This is a genomic window from Streptomyces sp. I05A-00742 (assembly GCF_013055795.1).
Taxonomy (GTDB): domain Bacteria; phylum Actinomycetota; class Actinomycetes; order Streptomycetales; family Streptomycetaceae; genus Streptomyces.
The window spans coordinates 63582-81817 of record NZ_JABETO010000005.1; the positions used below are offsets into that span (position 1 = coordinate 63582).

Genomic DNA, 18236 nt, shown 5'->3' on the forward strand with positions numbered 1-18236 from the left:
CCGGGCCCCCTGCCCGACTCCCGTCGCAGGGCCGCTTCACCGGCTCCGGCGCGGGAAGCTCACCTCCACCCGGCGGTTCTTCCGGCGGCCGTCCTCCGTCGCGTTGTCCGCGATGGGGTAGTCCTCGCCGTATCCACGGATCTGGTACGCGATCGCCGATGATGCCAATTCCTTGGCCAGTTGGCGTTGTACGGCGTTGGCCCGTTCCTTCGAGAGGGCGATTCCGTGGTCGGCGGATCCGAGGTTGTCGGTGAAGCCGAAGACGCGGAGTGTGGTGGTCCGCTGATTACGGGCCTCGTCGGCGATGACGCGGATCCGCTGGGCGGCTTCGCGGTTCAGGGACGCGCTGTCCTTGTCGAAGAGGACTTCGGCCTGGAGGGCGAACGTGACGTCGACGTTGGTGTCCTGGCGGCGTTCCGCGCCGTTGCCGGTTTCGACGATCGAGGTGATGTCGAGGACGCGCCCGGGGGCGAGTTTCGCGCCCTTCCGCAGTTTGAGTCCGGAGGCGTGGGCGTCGAGTTCGACCGGGGGCCTGGAGTCGGCCGGGTCGCCGGGGCCCGAGGCGCGGGCGGCGTCCGGTGCGACGGTCACGAGGGCGGCGGCCGCCAGGAGGAGGGCGGCGAGGCGGGCGGCTGACGTCGGAGGGCGGCTGGTCACCGGTCACCCCGAGAGGGCGATGCGGACGGAGGGCATGGTGGGGATCTGGAAGTCGACCGCGGTGACGTCGGAGGGCGGTGCGGGGAATTGGGCGAAGAGGGGGCGGGATTCCTGGGGTTTGATGCCGGTGAGGCCCGTACTGCACAGGCATTCGCCGTCGGTGTCCCGCAGGACCAGATAGCGTTTCTTCCCTTTCGCGTCCACGAGGGTGGCGCCCGAGACGGCGGACTGCGATCTCATGACCGTCTCCTTGGACCGCCATTCCAGGGCGTTGAACAATTTCGCCCCGCGATTGGTGACCGTTCCCTGGACGGTGACGAAACCGCCGTCCTCCCGGGCCGCGGAGGTGATGGTCACGACGATTCCGTCGCCGTTCCGCATCTCTCCCAGGGCGCCGGACGAGGACGGCCGCTCCGAACCCTTCGACGCGGAATTCCGGGAATCCGCCGGCTCTTTCGTACGGCGCGGCGCACTCTCCCCGTCGCCGTCGCCGCCGCAGCCGGAGAGGGCGAGTACCGCGGCGGCGGAGAGCGGCACCAGCAGCACGGCCGCGGGACTTCGGCGCCTTGTGCTCATGGAGGGCGTTCCTTCACTCGGAGGTCGTCGGGGGGCATCGGGGGTCGTCGGGGGGGCATCGGAGGTCGTCGGAGGCCGTCAGTCAGTGGCGTCGTCAGTCAGTGGCGACGAGGCGCACGGCGAACAGGGTCCGCGCCGTGAGCCGGGGGTCGGGGTGGGCGGGGTCGACGGTCCACGGCCCGTCGTCGCAGTCGAGCCGGGCGTACGGGCCCTGGTCGCCCCCGTCCGCCGCCGGCCGGCAGCGCGGTGCGACGACGGCCCGGGAGCGGGCTGTGGGGTGGGTGTTCTCGGTCCCGGGGACGACGGATCCGCCGACCGCGTCCCGCGAGACGACGGTGACGTCGAAGGCCAGGGAGGCGGGGTCCGGTCCTGGGGCCGCCGCGCAGCCGGGGCCGGACGGCTCCGCGCCGTTGTCGCGCGCGAGGCGTTCGGCCTCCCGGCAGGCGGTGGCGGGGGCGTCCCCGAGACCGTCGAGCCAGCGCCGCCAGTCGCCGGCCGGGGGGCCGGTGCGGCCGGTGAGGTCACGGAGGAAGCCCGTGTACGCCTGGTCGCGGTAGCTCTGGGCGGCGGCGAGGGCGGCCGCGTCGGCGGCGGACCGGGTGCCGTTCCTGGCCGCTCCCGCCATGCCCACCGCGAAGACGGCGAACGCGACGAACAGGAGTCCGGCGACCGCCACGACGTACAGCGGAAATGCCTGGCCCGCGTCATGTCGCCCGCCGTTCCGGTGAGGTAAGCGGGGGCGTTCCGGTATCACTTGGCGATTTTTTGGATCTGATCCATGATCGCTTTTGCGATCACCGTGCCGAAATCCGTCGTCGTCAGGACGAGCACGATCGCCACCACCACGGCGATGATGCCGAGGTACTCGACCGAGGTCTGCCCCCGGTCCTCTCGCCTCAAGCGCTTTCCCATCCTCTTCCCCTCCGCGGTCCGGCCGGTTCTGCGGGTGACATCCGGAACGGTCACTCACCGCACGGGAAACGTACGCCCAAACACCAGGCGCGGGACAGAGCGCGTGTACCAGGTTCCTTCTTTCGCAGGGGAGTTGGGAATTCCCTTGCGTCACACGAATCACCTCCCTCCACGCCGCGTGCCACCGCCGAGGTGCCTTCGGGCGAAGACTGTCCCACAACGGGTTGCAGAAGCGAAGGGCATTCACAGAACTCGCCCGCCTCGGACACCGGGCGCGCGTTCCGGGACACCTGGCGCGCGTCCGGGACGCCGGGAGCCCGTCCCGGACACCGGGGCCCGTCCGGCCTCACTTGCCCGCCACCGAGCCGAAGTCCACGCCCGAGCCGAGGAAGAAGCCCGCGATCATCAGGGCCAGCGTCCCCGGGACCATGAACGTGGTGACGATGACGGTGGCCTTCGGCACGGCGCGGGCGGCCCGGCGGCGGGCGTTCTGGGCGTCGGTGCGGCGCATGTCCTCCGCGATGTCCATGAGGGTGTCGACGATGGGCGACCCCAGCTCCTCGCCCTGCTGGAGGGCGGAGACGAGCTGCGCCACCTGCTCGGAGTCGTTCCGCCGGCGCAGCCCCTCGAACGCCTCGCGCCGGCTGACGCCCATGTCCATCTGCCGGAGCACGATGCGCAGTTCGTCGGCCCAGGGGCCCTCGTACCGCTCCGCCACCCGGTCGAGCGCCTGCCGGAAGCTCAGGCCCGCGCTGACGACGACCGCGAGGACGTCGAGGAAGTCGGGGAGCGTCCGCTCGATCGCGCTCCGGCGCTCACGGACGGCGACGCGGATGCCGACCTCGATCCAGAACAGGCCGAAGGCGACGAGCAGCACGGCCGCCAGGAACTGTCCCTCGACGAGCATCACCAGCGCACCGCCGAAGCCCAGCGCCCCGTACACGGCACGGCGGGCCGCGTAGCGGTCGACGGTGAGGCCGCCGGGGTTGCCCGCGCGGTCGATGCGGGTGCGGACGCGCGCCACGCGGCGCTCGCCCATCAGACGGAGAACGAGCGGGGCCCACCGCATCCCGAGGCGGTCGACGGCGGAGCCGACGGCCGAGGTGCGCGTGGCGCCGACCTCCAGGGCGACGGCGAGGTCCGGCGGGAGCCTGGCCTCGCTGCGCCACAGGGCGACGCCGTAGCAGACACCGGCCACGGACGCGCCGGCCAGGAGGGCGATCAGCAGGCCCATGTCCGTCTCCCTCGGGGGGGGTAGGTAGTGAGTGCGGCTCAGATGTCGACGCGGGACAGTCGGCGGATGAGGAAGAAGCCCACGCCGTACAGCGCGAACGCGCCGATCACGGCCAATTGGCCGAGCGCGGTGCCCGTCATGCGGTCGATGGAGCCGGGGGCGATGCGGTCCATGAGGAAGAGGGTTCCGATGCCCATCAGGGGGACGACGTAGGCGGTGGCGGTCACTTGGGACAGCTGGGTACGGACCTCGCGCCGCGTCTCCTTCCGCTCCTCCAGCGTCTCGGTGAGGTTCCGCAGGGAGCGGACGACGGAGCCGCCGGCGCGGTGCGAGAGGACCAGGGTGGTGACGAGGACGACGAGTTCGCGGGAGGGCAGCCGGTCCGACAGCTCGGCGAGGGCGTCCTCCATCGAGTGACCGACGGCGAGCCGGTCGGCCACCGCCGCCAGTTCCTCGCCCGCGGGGGCGTCCATCTCCTCCGCCGCCATCCCGAGGGCCGTGCGCAGGGCGAGCCCGGCCTGGGTGGCGTTGGCGAGGATGCGGGCGAGCTCGGGCAACTGGTTGATGAACTTCTCGATCCGCTTGCGGCGTTGCCGCCCCAGGAACGCGAAGGCCGACCAGACCGCCACGACGGCCGCGAGCGGACCGAAGAAGGGGGCGAGGACGACCGCCGCGACGACCCAGAGGACGACGGCCGCCGCACCCGTCCACAGGACGAAGTCGCCCGGCGTGACGCTCAGCCCGGTGGACGCGATGCGCAGCTCCAGCCGCCTGCCGGGGCGCGTCCCGCGCAGCACGCGGTCGAAGCGGCGGAAGGGGCGGGACGTGCCGGTGGCGCGGGAGGGGTCCCCGGCGTCGGAGAGTCGCTCGACGAGGGCCGCGTGCTGCTGCCGTCCGGCGAGGTACGTCCGTACGCCCGCGACGGCGAGCGCGCCGCACAGGAGGGTGGTGCCCAGGGTGAGGAGTGCGGGGGTGTCGTCCATGTCCGGTCGCCTTCGGCTGCCTTCCGTGTGCGGTGTGTGGTCTGTCGTGCCGCGCGTCGCTCTCCGGTGCCGGACCGCCGCTGAGGTCCCGGCACGCTCCTCCCCGCTACCGCCTCCGTGCCGGCCCCCCGCCGAGGCCGAGCGGGTCCTCGTCCTCCGCCCGGCCCGCGTGCCGTCCCGCCGAGCGGACGGTGAGGTCGGCGGGGACCGCGGCGACGCCGAACGCCTGCGGCACCGGCTCGTTGGCCAGGCGCAGCCGCCCCGCGGCCCGTTCCGGCAGCGGGAAGTGGGCGAACGTGCCGTGGACGACGCGGTCGGGGCCCATGGGCAGGGCGTCGAAGCGGGCGGCGGTGACGAGGCGGTACTCGGCGGCGGGCGGCGCTCCATGGAGGTCGTGTGCGCCGGACGCGTCGAGCAGCGCCACCTCGCTGATGCGGCGCGCCCCGTCCGCGGTGCGGGTGAGCTGGACGACGCAGTCCACCGCGCTGTCGATCTGGTCGCGCAGCGCCTCGTACGGGATCTTGACCTCCGACATGGAGGCGAGGGTGCGCAGCCGCATCAGCGCGTCCTCGGCGCTGTTGGCGTGGACGGTGGCGAGGGATCCGTCGTGGCCGGTGGACATGGCCTGGAGCATGTCGAGGGTCTCGCCGCCGCGGACCTCGCCGACGATGATGCGGTCGGGGCGCATGCGCAGGGAGTTGCGGACCAGGTCCCGGATGGTGATCCGGCCCTTGCCCTCCACGTTCGGCGGGCGGGATTCGAGTCGGATGACGTGCGTCTGCTGGAGCTGCAGTTCGGCGGCGTCCTCGACGGTGATGATGCGTTCGCCCTCCGGGATGAGGCCGGAGAGGGCGTTGAGCAGGGTGGTCTTGCCGGAGCCGGTGGGGCCGGAGATCACGATGTTGAACTTCGCCCGGACGAGACCGGCGAGCAGCATCAGCGTCGGCTCGTCCAGCGTTCCCGTGCCGATGAGTTCGCGCAGGGTGTAGACGCGGGGGAAGCGGCGGATGGTGAGGGTGGCGCCGTTGAGGGCCAGGGGCGGGATGATGACGTTGACGCGTTCGCCGCTGGGGAGGCGGGCGTCGACCATCGGATTCGACTCGTCCACGCGGCGGTTGACGGTGGAGACGATCCGCTCGATGGTCTGCATCAGCTGTTCGTGCGAGGCGAACCGTACGGGTACGGGTTCGACGCGGCCCGCCCGTTCGACGAAGACCTGGTCCGGCCCGTTGACCATGATCTCGGTGACGGTGGGGTCCTCCAGGAGGGGTTCCAGGATGCCCAGGCCCAGGGCCTCGTCCACGACCCGGCGGATGAGCCGGTCGCGCTCGGCCGTGGAGAGGACCGGCCCCTCGCGGCTGATGATGTGCCCGAGCACCCGTTCCAGCCTGCCGCGCCGCTCGGAGGCGGTGAGAGCCGACATCTCGGCGAGGTCGATCTCTTCCAGGAGCTTGGCGCGGTAGACGGGGACGAGGTGGCCGGACTCCCGCCCCTCGACCGGGGGTTCGGGGGTGACAATGCGTGCTCTGAGGCTCATGTCCCTACCTCTGTCCCTACCTCCTGGGCGCCCGACGGCCCGCCCGGGCAGCGCATGGTGGCGTGCCGGGTGACCCGGAAGCCGGTGCCGGGCAGGACTCCGGGGACGGTCACCGTCACCGTCGCCGTGACCTCGGCGCCCGGCGTGCACGGGGGCGCCTGGACGGTGTCTGCGCGCCGGGCCACCCAGTCGGTCATGGCGGCCCTGGCGGCGGCCTCGGGGGTGGTGAGGGGTTCGTCGAGCGTCGCCGTGCGAGCGGCGGCGCGGGCACCGGTGCCGGCCTGCTGGGCTGCGAAGGCGGCGAGGCCGAGCTGGATGGCGGCTAAGCCGACCAGGAGGAGCACGGGCAGGAAGCCTGCGAACTCGACGGCGGCGGAGCCGCGGTCCCGGGGGGCGGAGGGCCGGGGGGCCTGTGCGGCGGCGGGCCCACCGTCCCGTACAGCCGCGGACCCGAGGTCCCGTGCGGCGGCAGGCATGGGATCCCGTACGACCGCACACCCGCCCTCCCCCGTGGGAGCAGGCCCACCCTCCCCCGTGGGCCGGCCAACCCCGACCCCGCCCGCGGTTCCGGTCACTCAGTCCTCCCGCGCCACGCCCGCCGTGCCCCCGACCGCCCAGGGCCAGTCGACCGCGTCCGGTACCAGCACCGGCACCTTCAGCCTCACCTTCGCCTTGTAGACGCCGTCCTCGCGGCCGCAGTCGATCGTGCCGGTCCGCCATTCCTCCGGCAGGTCCGCCCGGGCGGCCTCCGTGCAGTCGCGGCCCACCGCGCCGGCGCGGGCGGCGCGGTCCGCCGCGTGGCCGGCGAGGGAGTAGGTGTAGCCGACGAGGACGCACTGCCAGACCACGGCGAGGGCGACGAGGATCATGGGGACGATCCCGGTGAACTCGACGGCGATCTGCCCCCGGTCCCCGCCGCCCCACCTCCGCAACCGGCGGAAGGGCGAGGGGACGGGCGCGAGTTGGTCCGCGCCTGTCCCGCCGCCCGCCGACGCCTCCGGCCCCGGCCCCGGGCCCGGGCCCGGGCCCAGCGCGCGGTGCCGGTGGTGCGGGCCGGTGCCGGACGCGGGACCGGCGGCCGGGGCGGCCAGGCCCAGCTCGCCGGCGAGGGACCACAGGGCCTGGCGGACATGGGACTTGGCGTCGAGGTCCTGCATCCGCCCGGAGTCGACGGCCGTCCGCAGCTCCTTGAACGCGGCGGGGACGGTGGTGCGGGCGACGCGCGTCCCCGTCGTGCGGGCGACGAGCGGCGGCTGTACCTCGGCGGACCGGGTGTGCCGGTTGACGACGGTCATGGTGTCCTCCGCCTTGCGGATCTGGAGCCGGTCCCAGAGCCGGACCATGCGTTTGGCGGCCCGTACGGAGACCACGTCCGGGGTGGTGACCAGCAGGGCCAGGTCGGCCGTCTCGATGACGGCCGCGCCCGCCGCGGTGATCTGGGTGCCGCAGTCGACGACGACGAGCGGGTAGCGGCGGCGCAGCGCCCCCGTGATCTGGCGGGAGGCGAGGTCGCCCGTCTCCTCGCCGCGTTCGCCCTCCGCCGGGGCGAGGAGCAGGCCGAGTCCGGTGGGGTGCGGGAAGACGGCGTCCTGGAGGACGCGGGGCGAGATGTCGCTGATGCCCGCGAGGTCGGCGATGGACCGCCGGAACTGGACGTCGAGGTAGGAGGCGACGTCGCCGGACTGGAGGTCCATGTCGACGAGGGCGGTCTCCCGCCCGGCGGCCCGTGCGGCGAGGGCGAGTTGTACGGCGATCACGGTGGTCCCCACGCCGCCCTTGGCCCCGACGACGGCGACGAGCCGCCCCTCGGCCCCGCCCGCGCCACCGCTCCCGGGCCCGTCGCCGGGGCCCAGGTGGCGCCGGACGCCGGTCGCCCAGTGGGCGGCGGCCTGGACGCGGGTGCCGAGTTCGTCGTAGGAGAGCGGGAGCGCGGCGAGGCCGCGGGCGCCGCAGTCCATGGCGGCGGCGTACAGCGCGGGTCCCGCCTCGGCGGAGAGCAGGACGACGCCGGTGGCCGGGAAGCGGAGGGCCACCTCGCGGACGATGTCGAGGGCGGGGACCGGTCCCAGCCGTTCATGGACGAGGACGACCTCGGGGAGGCCGGAGACCGAGGCCGCGCCCAGAACGGCGAGGGCGTCGAGGAGGGCCGTCGAGTCGCCCACGGTGCGCAGGAGTTCGACGCCGGGCAGCTGGGCGAGGAGCCCGCAGGCGGCGTGGGCGGTCTCCGGGTCCGCGACGGCCGGGAGGATTCGGATGGTCACTGGCGCGTCCCCCGTCCTATTTGTCGCCGTCGAGGGTGTACGTACGGTCGGACCCGCTGACGCCGGAGTCGTCGCCGGGCGCCACCAGGGCCAGCCGCACATGGGTGGCGAACGACTCGGCGTACGCGACCCGTTGCGCGTCCTTCGCGTCCAGGGCGAAGGTGATCGGCACGGCGTCCCCCGCCTGCCGGACGCCGGTCGTCCCGGTCCGCCCGCCGCCCTGCCGGTCGAGCGGGGTGAGCTTGCCGACCTCGATGACCTGCGCTCCGCTCACGATGATCTTCGATACGGGCTGGGGGTTCGCGTCCTTGGCGTCCTTCGCGTCCTTGGCGGTGTCCCTGGCGGCCGTGCCGTTCCTGCCGTCGAAGGTCGCGTAGATGTTGACCTTGGCCCCCGGGGTGATCTTCCCCGCCACCCCGGTCGCGGCGTCGATCATGATGGCGATCTCCTGCTGCCCGGCGGCGAGTGCGGGCCGGTTGACGATCATGTCGCTCTGGAGGAGGGAGCCCTTGCGGAGCGGGGTGACGGCGATCTTGCCGCGCACTCCGGCGAGGTCGGTGACCGCGGTGGAGGGCAGCCAGCGCTCGGGCATGGAGATCTTCTCGAAACGGTCCTCGTCCAGGGCCGTGTAGGCGGGGACGTCGGCCCGCAGCCGGTAGGCGGTGACCTCGGGGCCGACCTTCGACTCGGCGTCGTCGATCACCGCGTACACCCCGGCCGCCGCTCCGACGGCGCAGAGGACCGACAGGAGCAGCAGGATGATCCCGCGTCGCTGGCGTGAGTTCATGGGGCGGCGGACCTCGCTGGGGGACGGATCGGTGGCAGCGGCACGGTGGCTCCCCGGTTCAGCGGCGGCCGGCGGCGCGGCGGCCGGGCCGGTGGACGGGGCTGCGACGGTACGCCGAACACCGGGCCCGCGGGGGGTGTTCGGCCGTAAGACAGCCCTTCGAGCGGTGGCGCCCGTCGACGCGGCGGGGTGCGGGAAGCACGTCCGGCCGGTGGAGGTTAGCCGAGCGGGTGCCCCGCGGGCGCCGCCCGCCCGCCCTCATGCCGCCGCCCCCGCCGCCGCCGAGCAGAAGCCGCAGCGGTCGCCGATGAGTTCGAGCCCGCACCAGTGGCACTCCTCGCGCCGGACCGACGTGATGAGCTGGTAGAGGATGGACGGGTCGGGGATGGCGGCGGCGAACTCCACCGCCCGCCGCGTGCCCCACCAGCGCGCGGAGTCGGCCGGGAGCGGGCTGATCTCCTGGACGCCCTCGACGCGCCAGCCGGGGGCGAGGTGGTCCAGGACCCAGTCGTCGCCCTTGCGCGGGCCGTCGCGGGCCACGGTCAGCCGGGTCGGGTAGGCCGGCCCCGGTACGTCGTCACCGCCACCGCCGGGGCGGACGAGGCGGGGGGCGGGGTTGACGAGGACGCCGAAGCGGACGCCGGGGAGCAGGGAGGTGAGGTGCGGGCCGAGGCCGACGGGGACCCGGTCGAACCGGGCGACGCTGGCGAGCTGGGCTCCCGCGTAGATGTAGTGGGCGAGCAGCCGGGTGGCGGAGGCGAGCACGCCGGGGCCGAGGTCGGAGAGCGACAACTGGCGTAACTGGCGGGCCAGGACGGCCACCGCCAGCGGCGGCAGCGCGACCGGCAGCAGGGCGACCCGGTCGCTCTCCAGGACGGACCGGACGGAGTGCAGGCGCCGGACGTAGTCGGCGGGCAGCGCGTCGGGGTAGACGACGACCAGGTGGCCGCACTGGTCGAGCAGGAGGGCGGCCTGGGCGACGGCGGTCTCCAGCGGCTGCGCGTCCGGCGGCCGGAACACGGCGGCGGTCGGGGCCGGGCCGTCGGGCGCGGGCAGCACCAGGTCGGGGCTGGTGACCGCTATCGCAATCGGCACGTCGGAATCCCCGTCCACTCCGGCCCCCGGCGCCCCGGCGGCCGCGGATCGACTCTGCTCGGCGCTGGCGCCCCGCACTTTATCCACGAACGGGGCGTCCCGGAACAGGTCCTCCGTATCCGGATGCGCCCCGACCGGTGCACCCGCCGCCCCTTGACGGACGTATTGGTCTGGACCATCCTCACGCACCAGACGGTGGGCACCGTCTCCGCAGCGATACCCCCCACTCACCGTTTCAACTCTCCCCCCACCGGAGGCAGCAGTGGATCGCCCATGTCATGACGCACGTCCCCACCGGAGGCCCGACCGAAGGCCCGACCGGAGGCCCGGAGGCAGACGCCGGGTCAATGGCCTCCTCACCGCGCTCGCCCTCGCCGCCGGCGGTCTCGCCGTCGCCGGACAGGGCGGCGCGCAGGCCGCCGAGCCCAACCTCGTCAGGAACCCCGGCTTCGAGAACGGCCTGACCCCCTGGACCTGTTCGGGCGACAGCGGCACGACCACGTCCGCCCCCGCCCGCACCGGCACCGCGGCGCTCAAGGCCGCGCCCGGCGGACTCGACAACGCCCGGTGCTCGCAGACCGTCGCCGTCAAGCCCGGCTCCGCGTACCGGCTGAGCGCCTGGGTGCAGGGCTCGTACGTCCACCTGGGCGCGAGCGGCACCGGCACCACGGACGTCTCCACCTGGACACCGGGCACGGGATCCGACTGGAAGGAGCTGACCACCTCCTTCACCACCGGCCCGAACACCACGTCCGTCACCGTCCACACGCACGGCTGGTACGGGCAGAGCGCCTACTACGCCGACGACATCACCCTCACCGGCCCCGGCGGCGGCGACCCGGGCGAACCGGTCCCGTCCGCGCCCGGTGGGCTGACGGCGGGCCGGGCCACCTCCTCGTCCGTCGACCTGTCCTGGACCCCGGTCGCCGGCGCCACCGGCTACCACGTCTACCGGGACGGCACCAAGGTGCAGGCGGTCACCGGCGCCTCGGCCACCGTCACCGGGCTCGCACCCGCCACGGCGTACCGCTTCCAGGTGACAGCCGTCAACGCGGCGGGCGAGTCCGCCCGTTCGGCCGAGGTCACGGCCACGACGGCGCCGGGCGGCAGCGGCCCCTCCGTGCCGAAGCACGCGGTGACGGGGTACTGGCAGAACTTCGACAACGGCGCCAAGGTGCAGCGGATCAGCGATGTGCAGAGCCAGTACGACATCATCGCCGTCGCCTTCGCGGACGCCACCACCACACCGGGGGCCGTGGACTTCACCCTCGACCCCGGACTGCGGTACAGCGAGGCCGACTTCAAGGCCGACATCGCGGCCAAGCACGCGGCCGGCAAGTCCGTGGTCATATCGGTCGGCGGCGAACGCGGCACGGTCCGTGTCTCCGACGCGGCGTCCGCGGCCAACTTCGCGGACAGTGTGCACCGGCTCATGCAGAAGTACGGCTTCGACGGGGTCGACATCGACCTGGAGAACGGCCTCGACCCGACGTACATGACGCAGGCCCTGCGCGCCCTCTCCGCGAAGGCCGGGAGCAAACTGGTGATCACCATGGCGCCGCAGACGCTCGACATGCAGTCCACGTCGAGCAGTTACTTCAAGACGGCGCTCAACATCAAGGACATCCTGACCGTCGTCAACACGCAGTACTACAACAGCGGCTCCATGCTCGGCTGCGACGGCAAGGTGTACTCCCAGGGCTCGGTCGACTTCCTCACCGCCCTCGCCTGCGTCCAGTTGGAGGGCGGGCTCGCGCCCTCGCAGGTCGGGCTCGGCCTGCCCGCCTCCCCGCGCGGCGCGGGCAGCGGGTACGTGGCGCCGTCCGTGGTCAACAACGCCCTGGACTGCCTGGCCAAGGGCACCGGGTGCGGCTCGTTCAGGCCCCCGCGGACCTATCCGGACCTCCGGGGCGCCATGACCTGGTCGACGAACTGGGACGCGAGCAACGGGAACGCCTGGTCCGACGCGGTCGGGCCGCACGTCCACGGGCTGCCGTAAGGCATGCACGGGCGGGGGCCCCAACGGACCCCCGCCTCACGGCCTCACGGCGTCACGGCTTGGGCAGGGTGCAGCCCGGCAGGCTCAGGTCGATCCTGTTGCCGGTGGTCACGCACTTGGCGATGCCGTACGTCTGCTCGGCGTAGTTGATGCCGCGGCGGACCGTGACGTTGCCTTTCTCGTCCACCTCGCACGGGTTGTTCATCGTGCAGCGCTCGCCGCTCTCGTTGCCGGTGTTGTTGACGGCGATCACCTTTCCGGTGTTCACGTCGATGACCGGCGAGCCGGACGTGCCCCCGATGGTGTTGCAGGAGGACGTGTAGCGCAGCGCGTCCTTCCAGGTCCAGTCGCCCTCGCGGAGCTCGTGGACGAACCCGTCCACGTTGCAGGAGTAGATCCGCTTCCAGTAGCCCGAGACGACCTTGATGGGTGTGCCGGTGACGGGGTGGTCCGCGGACAGGTTGAGGGCGTCGATCCCGTAGCTCTTCTTGATCTGCGCGTAGCTGGTGGTGAGCTGGTAGAGGGTGACGTCGGTGTCGGTCATCGTGGCGTACGCGACCTTGCTCGCGCGGAGCGTGCCGGCCTTGCCCGCGGTGGAGTTGAGCAGGCTGAACGTACGGGACGACGCCTTGTTGACGATGACGTCGCCCGGTCCCGGCATGCCCGTCTCCAGACAGTGCCCGTTGGTGAGCACGAGGCCCGGGTCATTGTCGGCCGAGTTCGGGAGGCGTATCAGCGAGCCCGAGCAGTTGCTGAGGGCGACGGTGCCGGCGAAGTCGACTGCCTTCGGCTTGGCTTGTTTCTCCGCTTGCGGCGCGGCCTGGGCGGTGCTCCGCGCCTGGGGCGCGGCGGTCGCGGGGGCGGCGGCGACGCCGACCGCGGCGCCGCCGCCGATCAGCAGCGTGGTGAGTACGCCGACGAGAGGTCGTCTCATGGGGGGTGGTCCTCTCCGGACGGAAGAGCTTCCGATTTGGCATGTGCATTGTTGGTGCCCATGGGGCCGCGCGCAATCAACCGGGCCACTGCGACCTGTAAGTTGGCCGGAACCCCTCGCACCGGAGTCCTTGACCTGCTCATGTCATTCTCTTGACACTGGCGAGGCCCAACCCCCCACCCGTCGCACCACCGGACCCTCCAGGAGACCGTATGCGACTGCGATCACACGGCGGCCGGGCAGCCGCCCTCGCCGCCCTCCTCTCCCTGGCCCTGGCGGCCCCCGCCGTCTCCTCGCCGGACGGCACCGAACGGACCCACGAGTACCGGGTGACCGGCCCGCGCACCGCCGCCCAGCGCTCGGCCGTCGCGGCGACCGGCGCCTCCGTCGACGCCGTCCACGGCAACTCCGTCGTCATCACGGCGAGCACGGCCGAGGCCGAGCGCGTCCGCCGCCTCGGCCACCGGGTGACCGAGCTGCCCGGACCGCCGGACCGCACCGGAGGCGAGCGCCCCGTCCCGCGCGATTTCCCGTCCCGGGACGCCAAGTACCACAACTACCGCGAGATGATGGCGGAGATCGACGCGGGCGTCGCGGCCCACCCGTCGATCATGAGCAAGCGGGTCATCGGCAAGAGCTACGAGGGGCGCGACATCGTCGCCGTCCGGATCAGCTCCGGCGCCAAGCCCGACGACGCCAAGCCCGAGGTGCTCTTCACCCACCACCAGCACGCCCGGGAGCACCTGACCGTCGAGATGGCCCTCTACCTGCTGAAGGAGTTCGGCAACGGCTACGGCTCCGACGCGCGGGTCACCAAGATGGTCGACGACCGGGTGATCTGGATCATCCCGGATGTCAACCCCGACGGTGGCGAATACGACATCGCCACCGGCACCTACCGCAACTGGCGCAAGAACCGGCAGCCCAACTCGGGCTCCTCGAACGTCGGCACCGACCTCAACCGCAACTGGAACTACAAGTGGGGCTGCTGCGGCGGCTCCTCCGGCAGCACCGGCTCCGAGACCTACCGCGGCCGCGCCGCCGAGTCGGCGCCCGAGGTGAAGGTCGTCTCCGACTTCGTCCGCGGCCGGGTCGTCGGCGGGAAGCAGCGGATCAAGGCCGCGATCGACTTCCACACCTACAGCGAACTGGTGATGTGGCCGTTCGGCTGGACGTACAACGACACGGCGTCGGGCATGACGCAGGACGACCACGACGCGTTCGCGAAGGTCGGCAAGGCGATGGCCGCCAGCAACGGGTACACCCCCGAGCAGTCGAGCGACCTCTACATCACCGACGGCACCATCGACGACTGGCTGTGGGGCAACCAGAAGATCTTCGCCTACACCTTCGAGATGTACCCGACCAGCGCGGGCGGCGGCGGCTTCTACCCGCCGGCCTCGGTGATCGACCGGGAGACGGCGCGCAACCGTGACGCCGTGCTCCAACTGCTGGAGAACGCCGACTGCATGTACCGGTCGATCGGAAAGGAGCAGCAGTACTGCCCCAAGCGGTAGGAAGCGCTCGGACATGAGCCGGGCGGGCCCGCGCGGGCCCGCCCGGCGTCTTCTGAACCCAGTGGGTCTTCAGTCCAGGACGGCCAGTGCGTCGATCTCCACGAGCAGCCCGGCCGGAAGCCCGACGTACACCGTGGTCCGGGCCGCCGGAACGCCCTTCAGATCGGCGAAGTAGGCGTCGTAGACCTCGTTGAACTCGGCGAAGTGGCCGGTGTCGGTGAGGTACACGCGCAGCATCACCACGTCCTCCCACGACGCCCCGCCCGCTTCCAGCACCGCCAGCACATTGGCGAACGTCCGCAGCGTCTGCTCCCGGAGCCCGGGGCCCGCCACGACGGGCGGCTCGCCCTCCTGGGCCGGCAGGAAGCCGACCTGGCCGGCGGTCTGGAGGATGTTCCCCTTGCGCACGCCGTGCGAGAACCGGGCGGGCGGGGTGGTGTGGCCGGCGGGGGTGACGGCGGTCTTCTCGGTCATGGCTTCGCTTTCGTCGACGGGGGCGGTGGGCGGGAGCGGCGGTGCCGACAGCGTCCGGGGGCCGGGCTCCGGGCCGACGGACCTCCCGGCGCCGATGACCGTTTGTTCACCGTCGATGACCGCCAATGACCGCCGTTGACCGGGCGTTCTGGCGGATGTTAGACAGCCGCCAGCGGTGTGCGCAACGGACGTCGCACCGGATGCGACAGGAACGAGGAGGCTCGATGGCCATCGCCGACGACGCCCTGGCCCGGCTCGCCCACGAGACGGTGGACCACCGCTTCAAGGGGCTGCCCCCGGACGCGGAGGGCCTGACCGTCGGCGCCCTGACGGCCCAGCGGCGCTCCCTGTTCACCGGCGGCTTCACCACTCCCGTGCTCGCCCTCTCCACCGAGGCGCTGGACCACAACCTCGCGCTGATGGAGCGCTGGTCCGCGGAGCACGGCCTCGCCTTCGCCCCGCACGGCAAGACCTCCATGGCCCCGCGGCTCTTCGAGCGCCAGCTCGCCCACGGGGCCTGGGGCATCACCGCCGCCGTACCCGCCCAGGTCCGGGTGTACCGGGCCTTCGGCGTGCGACGGATCTTCCTCGCCAACCAGGTCGTCGACGCCGCCGCCCTCCGCTGGCTGGCCCGCGAACTCGCCGCCGACCCGGACTTCCGCGTCGTCACCTACGTCGACTCCGTCCGCGGCGTCGAGCTGATGGACGCCGCCCTGCGCGACGCCGGAGCCGGCCGCCCCCTCGACGTCGTCGTCGAACTGGGCGCCCTCGGCGGCCGCACCGGCGTCCGTACCGAGGCGGACGCCACCCAGGTCGCCGACGCGGTGGCGGCTGCGGAAACGCTGCGCCTGGTCGGCGTCGCCGGCTACGAGGCGGAGATCCCGGGCGCGGACGAGACGCTCGTCCGCGCCTGGCTGCACCGTCTGACCGGACTCGCCATCGGCTTCGACGCGGCCGGGCGGTTCGCCGGGGTCGAGGAGATCGTCGTCAGCGCGGGCGGCAGCGCGTGGTTCGACACGGTCGCCGAGGTCTTCGGAGAGCTTCCGTCACTCTCCGCGCCGGTGCTCAAGCTCCTGCGCTCCGGCGCGTACGTCACCCACGACGACGGCCAGTACCGCCGCAAGACCCCCTTCGTCCGCCGCCCCGACGAGGGCACCCTGCTCCCCGCCTTCCGCCTCTGGGCCCAGTGCGTCTCCCGCCCCGAACCCGGCCGCGCCTACCTCAACGCCGGCAAGCGGGACGCCCCGTACGACCTCGACCTCCCCGAGGTCCAGACCATCCGCTCCGCCCGCGACGGCTCCCTCCGCCCCGCCCGGGCCATGACCATCACCGGCCTGGCCGACCAGCACGCCTTCGTCTCCCTCCCCGCCGACGACCCGCTGGAGGTCGGCGACTGGGTCGGGCTGGGCGTCTCGCACCCGTGCACGACGTTCGACAAGTGGCAGCTGATCCCGGTGGCGGAGGCGGACGGCACGGTGACGGACTACCTCCGGACGTTCTTCTGAGGGCGACGGGCGGACTGTCCGAAACCGGCTGGCGCGCCTGTCTCCCGGGAGTCCCGTTCCGGAGGATCTGCTGAGGGCGCCCAGGCGTCGGGCCGGGCCCGGGAGAGAGGCAGCCGCATGGACACCGTGCTCCGCGACGTGCGCGTCATCGACGGCTCCGGGAGTCCGTCCTTCCGGGCGGACGTGGGGCTGGCCGGGGGCCGGATCGCGGCTGTTGTCGGGGAAGGGGGTCGGCGGCCGTCGGGGCGGCGCACGGTGGAGGCCCACGGGCTGGCGCTGGCGCCCGGGTTCGTCGACATGCACGCGCACAGCGACCTCGCGCTGCTGCGGGACCCCGGGCACGAGGCGAAGCTCGCGCAGGGGGTGACGCTGGAGGTCGTCGGGCAGGACGGACTCTCGTACGCGCCGGTGGACGACCGCACCCTGGGCGAGGTGCGGACCCTGATCACGGGGTGGAACGGTGACGGCGGGGACATCGACTTCGGCTGGCGGTCGGTCGGCGGGTATCTGGACCGTCTCGATCACGGCTTCGACGGCGCCGGCATCGCCGTCAACGCCGCGTACCTGGTGCCGCAGGGCACCGTCCGGATGCTGGCCGTCGGGTGGGAGGACCGCCCGGCCACGGGGGCGGAGCTCGACACGATGCGGCGGCTCGTGGCGGAGGGGCTGGAGCAGGGGGCCGTGGGGCTGTCGTCGGGGCTCACGTACGCGCCCGGGATGTACGCGGACGACGCCGAACTCACCGCGCTGTGCCGGGTCGTGGCCCGGTACGGCGGCTACTACTGCCCGCACCACCGTTCGTACGGCGCGGGCGCCCTGCGGGCGTACGCGGAGATGACCGAGGTGGCGCGCGCCGCCGGGTGCGCGCTGCACCTCGCGCACGCGGTGCTCAACTTCCCGGGGAACGAGGGGCGCGCGCCCGAACTCCTGCGCCTGCTGGACGCCGCCCGCGCGGAGGGGGTGGACATCAGCCTCGACTCCTACCCCTACACCCCGGGGTGCACCACGCTCGTGTCCCTGCTGCCGGGCTGGGCGGCGGAGGGCGGCCCGGAGGCGGTGCTCGCCCGGCTGCGGGACGACGTGACGGCCGCGCGGATCCGGCACGCCCTGGAGGTGACGGGCTCGGACGGCCATCACGGGGTGCCCGTCGACTGGTCGGCGGTCGAGGTGTCGGGCACGGCGGACGAGCGGCTCTCGGCGGCGTACGGCGGCAGGACCCTGGCGGGGGCGGCCCGCGAGCGCGGCGAGGAGCCCTGGGCGACGGCCCGGCGGCTGCTGGTCGAGGACCGGCTGGGGACGACGGTCCTCCTGCACGTCGGGCACGAGGGCAACGTCCGGGAGATCATGCGCCACCCGGCGCACACCGGAGGGAGTGACGGCATCCTGCACGGCTCCAGGCCGCATCCGCGGGCGTACGGCACCTTCCCGCACTACCTCGGGCACTATGTGCGCGAGCTGGGGGTCCTCTCGCTGGAGGAGTGCGTGGCGCATCTCACGTCGCGTCCCGCGGCCCGGCTCCGGCTGCCGGACCGGGGCCTGGTCCGGGTCGGACACCGGGCCGATCTGGTGCTCTTCGATCCGGAGACGGTCGCCGCCGGCTCCACTTTCGAAGATCCTCGACGACTTCCGACCGGCATTCCTTATGTCCTGATTGCCGGACGCTTTGCGATGGAAGACGGACGGCGTACGGACGTCCTCGCGGGGCGCTCGGTCCGCCGCACTCCGCGGCCCTGAACAAGCCCTGAACAGCGCCCTTCGCCCGCCC

17 protein-coding genes are annotated in these 18236 nt (G+C 73.0%); 4 read left to right on the forward strand and 13 right to left on the reverse strand.

The window, feature by feature from the left end; genetic code table 11:
• Positions 1-36: 36 nt before the first annotated feature.
• The 11 genes from HN013_RS06460 to HN013_RS06510 all read right to left on the reverse strand — a co-directional run bounded on the left by HN013_RS06460 (position 37) and on the right by HN013_RS06510 (position 10042).
• On the reverse strand, positions 37-657 hold the full coding sequence (locus HN013_RS06460) for an OmpA family protein (RefSeq protein WP_171163938.1): 621 nt from the start codon (positions 655-657) through the stop codon (positions 37-39).
• Positions 658-660: 3 nt separating this feature from the next.
• Positions 661-1233, reverse strand: a complete 573-nt coding sequence (locus HN013_RS06465; RefSeq protein WP_171163940.1) for a hypothetical protein — start codon at positions 1231-1233, stop codon at positions 661-663.
• Between the two features lie 94 nt (positions 1234-1327).
• Positions 1328-1987 carry a pilus assembly protein TadG-related protein gene (locus HN013_RS06470; RefSeq protein ID WP_312018521.1) on the reverse strand — a complete coding sequence of 220 codons (660 nt, stop codon included), beginning with the start codon at positions 1985-1987 and terminating at the stop codon, positions 1328-1330.
• On the reverse strand, positions 1984-2145 hold the full coding sequence (locus HN013_RS06475; RefSeq protein ID WP_171163942.1) for a hypothetical protein: 162 nt from the start codon (positions 2143-2145) through the stop codon (positions 1984-1986). Before HN013_RS06475 ends, HN013_RS06470 begins: the two co-directional genes overlap by 4 nt.
• Before the next feature lie 346 nt (positions 2146-2491).
• On the reverse strand, positions 2492-3379 hold the full coding sequence (locus HN013_RS06480; protein ID WP_171163943.1) for a DUF5936 domain-containing protein: 888 nt from the start codon (positions 3377-3379) through the stop codon (positions 2492-2494).
• A gap of 38 nt (positions 3380-3417) precedes the next feature.
• Complete coding sequence (locus HN013_RS06485; protein WP_171163951.1) at positions 3418-4362, reverse strand: type II secretion system F family protein; 945 nt, start codon at positions 4360-4362, stop codon at positions 3418-3420.
• A 106-nt stretch (positions 4363-4468) separates the two neighbouring features.
• Complete coding sequence (locus HN013_RS06490) at positions 4469-5899, reverse strand: CpaF family protein (RefSeq protein ID WP_249374795.1); 1431 nt, start codon at positions 5897-5899, stop codon at positions 4469-4471.
• Complete coding sequence (locus HN013_RS06495) at positions 5896-6375, reverse strand: TadE family protein (protein WP_171163953.1); 480 nt, start codon at positions 6373-6375, stop codon at positions 5896-5898. The genes HN013_RS06490 and HN013_RS06495 overlap by 4 nt, the downstream gene beginning before the upstream one ends.
• Positions 6376-6474: 99 nt before the next feature.
• Complete coding sequence (locus tag HN013_RS06500; protein ID WP_171163955.1) at positions 6475-8160, reverse strand: CpaE family protein; 1686 nt, start codon at positions 8158-8160, stop codon at positions 6475-6477.
• Positions 8161-8176: 16 nt separating this feature from the next.
• Positions 8177-8947: a Flp pilus assembly protein CpaB gene (gene cpaB, locus HN013_RS06505; protein WP_171163957.1), complete on the reverse strand. Its 771-nt coding sequence runs from the start codon at positions 8945-8947 to the stop codon at positions 8177-8179.
• A gap of 258 nt (positions 8948-9205) precedes the next feature.
• Complete coding sequence (locus tag HN013_RS06510) at positions 9206-10042, reverse strand: hypothetical protein (RefSeq protein ID WP_312018522.1); 837 nt, start codon at positions 10040-10042, stop codon at positions 9206-9208.
• 262 nt (positions 10043-10304) lie between these two features.
• On the opposite strand from HN013_RS06510, the gene HN013_RS06515 reads away from it, so the two are divergent.
• Complete coding sequence (locus HN013_RS06515) at positions 10305-12041, forward strand: chitinase (protein WP_171163961.1); 1737 nt, start codon at positions 10305-10307, stop codon at positions 12039-12041.
• Positions 12042-12093: 52 nt separating this feature from the next.
• Here the strand turns inward: HN013_RS06515 and HN013_RS06520 are convergent, their stop codons facing one another.
• Complete coding sequence (locus HN013_RS06520) at positions 12094-12975, reverse strand: serine protease (RefSeq protein ID WP_171163964.1); 882 nt, start codon at positions 12973-12975, stop codon at positions 12094-12096.
• 212 nt (positions 12976-13187) lie between these two features.
• Here HN013_RS06520 and HN013_RS06525 point away from each other — a divergent pair, with 212 nt between their 5' ends.
• Positions 13188-14492, forward strand: coding sequence for a M14 family metallopeptidase (locus tag HN013_RS06525; RefSeq protein ID WP_171163966.1), 1305 nt, complete (start codon positions 13188-13190; stop codon positions 14490-14492).
• Between the two features lie 69 nt (positions 14493-14561).
• Here the strand turns inward: HN013_RS06525 and HN013_RS06530 are convergent, their stop codons facing one another.
• Positions 14562-14966, reverse strand: a complete 405-nt coding sequence (locus HN013_RS06530) for a RidA family protein (protein ID WP_171163968.1) — start codon at positions 14964-14966, stop codon at positions 14562-14564.
• A gap of 224 nt (positions 14967-15190) precedes the next feature.
• Here HN013_RS06530 and HN013_RS06535 point away from each other — a divergent pair, with 224 nt between their 5' ends.
• Together HN013_RS06535 and HN013_RS06540 are read left to right on the forward strand one after the other, a co-directional pair.
• Complete coding sequence (locus HN013_RS06535; protein WP_171163970.1) at positions 15191-16471, forward strand: amino acid deaminase; 1281 nt, start codon at positions 15191-15193, stop codon at positions 16469-16471.
• A 117-nt stretch (positions 16472-16588) separates the two neighbouring features.
• On the forward strand, positions 16589-18205 hold the full coding sequence (locus HN013_RS06540) for an amidohydrolase family protein (RefSeq protein ID WP_171163972.1): 1617 nt from the start codon (positions 16589-16591) through the stop codon (positions 18203-18205).
• Positions 18206-18236 lie beyond the last annotated feature (31 nt).